Raw genomic sequence first — 7,988 nt, 5'->3', positions numbered from 1 at the left:
CCGTATCCGGGATTCGGGGCAAAGGCCCCGCCTTGTCAGCGATCAGCCAGCACGCGTAGGTACGGCGAAGGTCGTGGATCCTCGGACTCTTGGTGGGGCCGATGTGTTGGTCGAGATCTGTTCAGGTGTGATCATGAGGGTTCAGCACAACTTCTTCGTCCTGAGCCCCAAGGTATGTCCCGCCCCTACCTCACCCTGGCGGCCATTGCTGTTCGTGACCGCCGTCGACCAGACCCCAGGCATTTCGCAGCCTCTTCCTCACAGGGTCTCGCCTGCCTCTCCGGGAACTCCCAGCCCACCACGTAGCGGTGTGGGAGGGGGCCTCTGGACTTGCGCCAATTGGCCTTGAGCGGCCACGAGAGTGGTGATGGGAGGTTTCGGTGTGGCGCTTCCGCGCCCGAAGCTCTGGCGGCGGTAGCGTTTCCGCAGGTCACATCGTTTTTCCTGAGTGGGGCGGGTGGGACTCGAACCTATCCAGGTGACGCGTCTCACCTGCAGCTTTATCGAGAGGCCGGACAAATCTACCTGTTTCCATCCGGCTACATCCTCCTCGCTCCCGGCTGATCTGGTTTGGTTAGGCGTTCGCCACACCATGTTTCGGAATCGCGAGCCTGCATAAAGGGTGGGGCGACACCAGCACGGCCGCCCCCTACGCCATCCGGCTGACCGACGAGCACATGGGGCGCGCGAAGCACCCCGCTTCGGCAAGGAAGCCGCGGCCAAGATCGCGAACAAGTGGGCAGGATTCGGAACACTCCCACGTCGGCGGGGAGGACGTGTCAGGCGGGGCCGACTCATATGGCGGGCGCGGAACACCCCCACGTCGGCGGGGAGGACAGCTCGGCGCTGAGCACGCCACGGTTCGCCGTCGGAACACCCCCACGTCGGCGGGGAGGACCCGCCGGCCATCGCGTCGGCCGCGTAGTACGACGGAACGCCCCCACGTCGGCGGGGAGGACTGGGACATGCCGTCGGTGAAGTGGCCCTTCTCCGGAACACCCCCACGTCGGCGGGGAGGACCCTGACCGACGAAGAGATCGAGCTGACCGATACGGAACACCCCCACGTCGGCGGGGAGGACGCCCGCGCCTTGGCGTCCGCCTTGGCCTGCACCGGAACACCCCCACGTCGGCGGGGAGGACACGGGGCCTCACGTCCGGTCGGATTTCTGAAACGGAACACCCCCACGTCGGCGGGGAGGACCTGCGGTCGACGCCGGACAGGTCGCGGGCCGCGGAACACCCCCACGTCGGCGGGGAGGACGGGTGCAGCAGGGGCACCGGACCGGTCAGCGGCGGAACACCCCCACGTCGGCGGGGAGGACGGTGTCGCGGCCGTGGGCGAGGTCTTCGACGGCGGAACACCCCCACGTCGGCGGGGAGGACAGGTAGACCGCGATGCCGCCCGACAGGGTTGTCGGAACACCCCCACGTCGGCGGGGAGGACATGGCACCCGATTCCCATCTCTGGACAAGACGCGGAACACCCCCACGTCGGCGGGGAGGACACCGTGCCCGTGCGGATGGCCGACCGCTTCGTCGGAACACCCCCACGTCGGCGGGGAGGACGGATGACGCGGACCGGAGCTCGCCGGCTGGGTCGGAACACCCCCACGTCGGCGGGGAGGACAACGCCCGGGCGGAACGGGCCGTGCACCGCGCCGGAACACCCCCACGTCGGCGGGGAGGACTGGTCGCGCCACCGCATTGAGAAAGTGCCCAACGGAACACCCCCACGTCGGCGGGGAGGACGAACGCCGACCCCTTGTACTGAATGTCGCTGCCGGAACACCCCCACGTCGGCGGGGAGGACGCGACCAACTCGCGGCCGTCGAGCGGCTTCGACGGAACACCCCCACGTCGGCGGGGAGGACGCGGCACGGAGTGGCTGGCGGAACGCCGTCCGCGGAACACCCCCACGTCGGCGGGGAGGACGAACGCGTCAACGGAGACCAACTTCATACCGTCGGAACACCCCCACGTCGGCGGGGAGGACTACCAGGGCCGGTACGGCGGCGGCGGGTTCAGCGGAACACCCCCACGTCGGCGGGGAGGACGACACGGCGACTTCGACGACCGCGAGGTCATGCGGAACACCCCCACGTCGGCGGGGAGGACTTCCCGGACCCCTTCGGGTTCCTCACCGTGACCGGAACACCCCCACGTCGGCGGGGAGGACGTCGGCCGCGTCGTCTGGCGCGGGGCGGTCCACGGAACACCCCCACGTCGGCGGGGAGGACATGACCGTCGGCGTCTTCAACCAGACGGACGGCGGAACACCCCCACGTCGGCGGGGAGGACGCCGAAGCCTCGTCGGCGGCGACCTGTCCGTCCGGAACACCCCCACGTCGGCGGGGAGGACGAGGGCTCGGTGCCTGTCCCGTTCTGCCTCGGCGGAACACCCCCACGTCGGCGGGGAGGACGTGCGGCAACGCCTCTTCGGGCTCGCCGCCGACGGAACACCCCCACGTCGGCGGGGAGGACGCGCAGGCGCTGAAGGACCGCCGCCCCGAACTCGGAACACCCCCACGTCGGCGGGGAGGACACCGGGGCAGGGGCCGCGCTCGTCTGGACAGGCGGAACACCCCCACGTCGGCGGGGAGGACTTCTTCGGGTCACCGATGTTCCGGCCGAACCACGGAACACCCCCACGTCGGCGGGGAGGACCCTGGTCCAGGAGGAGCTGGCGGCCCAAGGGGAGGAACACCCCCACGTCGGCGGGGAGGACACTCTCTGACCTGGCACTTATGAGGCCCTTTGCATTTCCTTTGCCAAGTTGGGCGCTCTCCGCTGCTGGCTCCTGGGTCGCACGTCGACACCTTACCGAGACCGGATAGTGGCTGTTCGGCGCTGACAGAGGTGGGTGCTTGGATGACGGTGATGGCCCGTTGGGCGAGATGCAGAGGGGGTCCGCGGTGACCACGGAACGGGATGTGCCAGATGAGTCGGTATGGGGGAAGTCGAGAGGACTGTCCCCTGACCTGCCGCCCTATCCGCTGATTCGGCATCTGCTGGATGCTGCTGCGATGGCGCTGCATCTCTGGGACGGGTACCTGTCCGAGAACCAGCGTGTGCGGATCGCCGAGGGGATGAGGCTAGAGGACGAGCCTGAACGTGCCCGAGCTATCGTCGGACTGTGTGCTGGGCTGCATGACATCGGCAAGCTCTCCGGGTTCCAGTTCTGCTCGGCCCACGGCAGTCGGCACCTCGCTTCCGAGTTGAGCGCGGACCGCGATGCGATGAGCGCGGATCCCGTCGGGCACGACGTGGCCGGCATGCATGCCGTGGAAGAAGTGCTGAAAGCCCTGCGATTCGAGGCCAACGGAGAATCCAGGGGGGCGCAGCGACTGGCCGAGATCATCGGTGGTCATCACGGCCGTTTTCACCGCGTTGAGGACCTCATCGGGCCGGCGTTTCTCGGCGGCACGAGATGGACTCGGCAGAGGGTCGCGCACGCTGGCGTGGTGCACGAGATGCTGGGGGCGCCGGAAGCGCCTCCGGCATTTAAGGCGCCTGCGGCGGTACTGGTCACCGGGGTGGTCATCCTCGCGGACTGGCTGGTGAGCCAGGAGGGGTACCTTCTGGAACGGCAACACGCTCTTGTGCCCTCGCTGACAGAGCATTTCAGGCGTTCACAATTCGACGCTCCCGGCCTGTTGGCGGAGGCGGGGCTAATGCGGGTGCCTTTACAGCGCAAGGAATTCACTGAGGCTTATGGCATCGCGGGAGAGCCAAATCCGTTGCAGCGATCCGTCGTGGAAGAGCTAAAGGCGGCGGTGGGACACGGGCGCCGCGGCGGCATCTGCCTCGTGACGGCGGCACCAGGGGACGGAAAGAGCGAGACAGCGCTGGAAGCCGAGCGGGTTCTGGCCGAGGCTTTCGGCACACAGGGGTACGCGTTCCTGCTACCGACGATGGCCACCAGTGATCAGATGTACGGGCGGATCGCGAAGACATTGTCCCGTCAGTCCGGTCAGGAAGCCGGACTGACGTTGGTTCACAGCATGGCCTGGCTCAACAGCGCGTATGCCGACGAAGGGTTGAAGTCCCAGGCTGTATTGACCTGCGGGGGGGACGAGGTCGAGGCGCGTCAGAGTGCGGAGGTGGACATGCGGCCCCAGAGGTGGCTGCGCGGCGCCAAGCGGCCACTGCTCGCGCAATTCGCGGTCGGCACCATCGACCAGGCACTGATGGCCGTGTTGCCGGTACGGCACAACGCGCTGCGGCTGCTGGCCTTGTCGGGGAAGACGTTCATCGTCGACGAGGCGCATGCCTACGATCCCTACATGCAGGTGCTGCTGGGTCGCTTGTTGAACTGGCTCGGGGCATTTGGAGTTCCGGTCGTCCTGTTGTCCGCGACCCTGCCTGCGTCGGTCAGTGACCGACTGATCAAGGAATACTTGCGAGGCGCGGGCCACAATACGAGCAGTCTGAGTGAGAGGACATTCCCGGCGCCTTACCCCGGCTGGCTTTATGTCGACGGTGGAAGCGGCGAGGCGAGCCAGATCTCGGACAAGCGGCGGAGCGAGCAGGCACAAGCTCGGAGGATGAAGCTCGGTATCGTCGTGGAACCGGTCGGTCGCCGTTCCGGAGGTTGTTCCCACGGCCGGATGGCGGTCGTCGAACGCCTTTTGCAACCTGTGACCGAGGGCGACGGCGGCGTTGCCCTGGTCGTGTGCAACACCGTGGGGGACGCTCAGGAGACCTACTTGCGGCTGCGTGAACGGTTCGACAGGCGCTCCCACGCGGAGGGCGGCAACGTGCAGTTGCTACACGCCCGTTTCCCGGCCGACGTACGGGAGGCCCGCACCCGTGAGGTCACCGACGGGTTGGGACGCAAGGGCCCGCGTCCGCCGCGTCGGATCGTCGTCGCTACCCAGGTCGTCGAGCAGTCGCTCGATCTTGATGCGGACATCGTCATCAGTGACCTCGCCCCGCTGTCCCTGCTGCTCCAGAGAGCCGGACGGTGCTGGCGGCATGAGAACCACTGGGCGCAGCACGGTTATCCCAGCGGTCTGGGTCGGCCGGCCTGGGCAGGTCAGCCCTCTCTCGTGGTTCTCGATCCGATCGCTGGCGGGGGCGAGGTGCCGGTGCAGTGGGGGGAGGTGTACTCCGAGCATCTTCTTGTCACCACCTCCGCCACGCTTGCCGGGATCGAGGGAGGCGTCGTTTCCATCCCGGATGACGTGCAGGAGTTGGTCGAGACTGTCCATAGGAACGATGAGACGTTCAACTGGGACAGTCCGGGCGCCCCCCGGGCGAAAGCCTGGACGGCCCACAAAGGTAAGGAGATGGCGGAGCGAAGCATGGCTGGCCTCCGTGCCGTAAAGCGCGCGCGTAGCGTCTACACCCTCCATGACCTGCACCACCTACCCGGCGAGGAGGACGAGTGGGAGGTCTCCACCCGACTGGGTGCCGAATCGGTGCGGCTGCTGTGCGCTTATGCCCAAGAAGATGGCCGGACGACTCTGGACCTTGCTGGCGAGGAACCACTGCCGGATGCCGCACCGGGTGGCAAGATGTCTGTCGCTTCAGTGCGAGCGGTGATGCAACGCACCATCCCGGTTCGTGCGGACTGGCTCCGGGACGCGGATCCGGACATCGTCACCCCACCGGAGTCATGGACCGGACACCCCATGCTCGCGGACCTTCGCGTTCTGCGTCAGCCCGTACACATGGGCGTGGCACAGGCTGTGACGGTGGGTGGCAAGTCGCTGCGCCTGGACGATGATCTCGGTCTCGTCCGTAGGTAGCATCAGGCTCAGCGGATACCCCCACATCGGCGGGGAAGGGGCTGGGGCGCTAATGCGCCCGTGCTCGTCAACCGAAACACCCCCACGTCAGCGGGGAAACCCCGTCGCACCGAAGTGTCCAGGGGCCAGCATCTCCGTGAGGTCAACGGGAAAGACGGCGGTGCGCTTCTGCGACGCCCAGGAGCAGGGCGGTGCAGGAGCCGACGGCCGCCGCGTCTGGCCGAAAGACCGATCACGATCACAATGACGGCTACCACAAGTACCGCAGGCGCTGCGGCGGCCCAGGGTGCGGGCACGGCAGTTTGCATGGACATGATGCCCACCCTCTGGATGACGGGAACGGCCTCAACTCACCGCGCGCCGCAGTGCGTTGAACAAGGCTTAACAGACACGAGCGGCCCCGCGCAAGCCGCACCGTCCCCCGCACCCTTGCTCTTCAACCTTGTGAAATTTGCTGCGCAGCCCGTCTGAGGGTGCTCTACTGATGCTGCGGCGGCCGGAACCGGCGCCAGTGTCAGTGGCACCTGCTTGGATGCCCATGCGAAGCCAGCGGGCGTGCTGCCTGTGTTGGCGTCGCGGGCGGACAGTCAAGAGCGAGGCGGTTGACCATGACTGAGGGATTCGACCTGCGAGTTGAGCCGTGGATCCCCGTGCGTCTCCGGTCCGGGACGTCGGCATGCATCGGTTTTCGCGAATTGTTCAAGCAGGCTCATGGCATCAAGGACCTGGAGTTGCCGGTGCCGCCGGCGGCAGCCGGCCTGATGCGGGTGCTGGCATCGATCGCCGCGAGGATCGCGGGGGACGGAGAAGTCCGGCTCGACGACCGGGATGTCGCGGAGGAGATCGAGGACTGGTACGAACTGCGCGAACGCGTCCTGAAATCCGGTCGTTTCCACCCGGACGCCGTTGACGCCTACTTCGACCAGGAAGCGCTGACAGGTCGGTTCGATCTGTTCGATCCGGCCCGGCCTTTTCTGCAAGATCCACGGCTGCGCACTCAGTGCGTGGACGGGAAAGGGGCGCCCAACTCCTCGGGAGTCAACAAGCTGGTCTTGGGTCGCCCAACCGGGGTCAACGGGGCTGTTCTTTTCGGTCATTTCACCGACACCGCACCTGTGCCCGTGTCGACGGTCGAGGCAGCCTGGCACCTGATCGCGCAGTTGTACTACGGGCCGTCCGGGCAGTGCACGCCCCGCCGGATCACGGACCACCGCACAGGCAGTAGCGACGCCGCCCCCTTGCGGAAGTCGGTTTCCTACTTCCCGTGGGGCCCCGACCTGTTCACGACACTCGTGCTGGCCGTGCCGGCTCCCCAGTTCGAGGTCGACTGGGAGGTGAAGGATGCCTGCCCGTGGGAGGAGGAACTGAACGCTCCTCTGGGACATCTGCCGTCGATGACGTGGCCGGGCAGGCTGCTGACGGGCCGGTTCCGCCACGCCGTTCTTCTCGTGCCCTCCGAGGGTTGCCAGAGCGTGACCGATGCCTACATCACCTGGTCGACTCACGAGCCACCTCACCAGGTGCATGACCCCTACCAGATTCTCGACCGCCGCAAGGACGGCGACTTCCAGCCGCGGGAGGCCGAGGGGGCGAGGGCGCTGTGGCGGGACCTCGACGCGCTGCTGCTGAAGGACAGCCGACAGGACACGCAGCGGCCGCCAGCCCTTGAGCACCTGCCCCGGACGCTGCTGCCCCGGCTGCGGGTGCGCGCCTACGGCTTCGACCAGGACGGACAGCAGAAGGACCGTGGCTGGTTCCAGGCGACGACGCCGCAGGTCCTGCAGTGGCAGGAGGAGAACGCCCCGGAGACGGCTCATCACATCAGTCGCTGTCACGCTTTCGCGGAGAAGACCGGTGACCGGCTCGACTTCGCGGCCAGGATCGCCTGGAAGATCGCCACTGATACCAGTACGGACCCTTCGCCCGGGGCCAAAGTCAAGCTGGACGCCCGTAAACCCGGGCCATGGGCAACGGCCGCCCTGTCCCGGTACTGGCCGACCGCAGAAGAGGCGTTCTGGCAGGCCATCGAGCCGAGCCGGATAGGAAATCGGGTCGACAAGCCGTTCGTCGACGCGGCCCTCGCCGCACTCGACGAAGCCATCGGCCAGGCCAACCGGCCCGACATCAGGGTGGCCCGTGCCCGCCACCGTGCCCGTGGCCTGCTCCTCGCGCTTTGGCAGCCGTCCGACTCCAACTGAGCCGGACCAGCAGCTCCCACAGCGGCTTCCGCTCCTTC

At 67.4% G+C, this 7,988-nt stretch carries 2 protein-coding genes and 1 CRISPR repeat array; both genes read left to right on the top strand.

Annotation, left to right across the window (positions count from 1 at the left end; translation table 11 throughout):
* Positions 1–747: 747 nt before the first annotated feature.
* Positions 748–2,727: direct repeats of the CRISPR family, unit length 29 nt; unit sequence CGGAACACCCCCACGTCGGCGGGGAGGAC.
* A 187-nt stretch (positions 2,728–2,914) separates the two neighbouring features.
* The gene (cas3, locus tag WA762_RS18855; protein WP_335937026.1) at positions 2,915–5,752 is read left to right on the top strand and encodes a CRISPR-associated helicase Cas3'; all 2,838 of its coding nucleotides are present in this window, start codon (positions 2,915–2,917) and stop codon (positions 5,750–5,752) included.
* 608 nt (positions 5,753–6,360) lie between these two features.
* The gene (gene casA, locus WA762_RS18850) at positions 6,361–7,950 is read left to right on the top strand and encodes a type I-E CRISPR-associated protein Cse1/CasA (RefSeq protein ID WP_335937025.1); all 1,590 of its coding nucleotides are present in this window, start codon (positions 6,361–6,363) and stop codon (positions 7,948–7,950) included.
* Positions 7,951–7,988: the final 38 nt, after the last annotated feature.

This window comes from Streptomyces tyrfis, from assembly GCF_037034285.1.
GTDB lineage: Bacteria > Actinomycetota > Actinomycetes > Streptomycetales > Streptomycetaceae > Streptomyces.
This window is presented reverse-complemented; position numbering and strand designations above follow the sequence as displayed.

What these genes read in the sequence shown, in the direction of transcription:
- casA (WP_335937025.1), top strand. Translation starts at nt 6,361, where the DNA reads ATGACTGAGGGATTCGACCTGCGAGTTGAGCCGTGGATCCCCGTGCGT.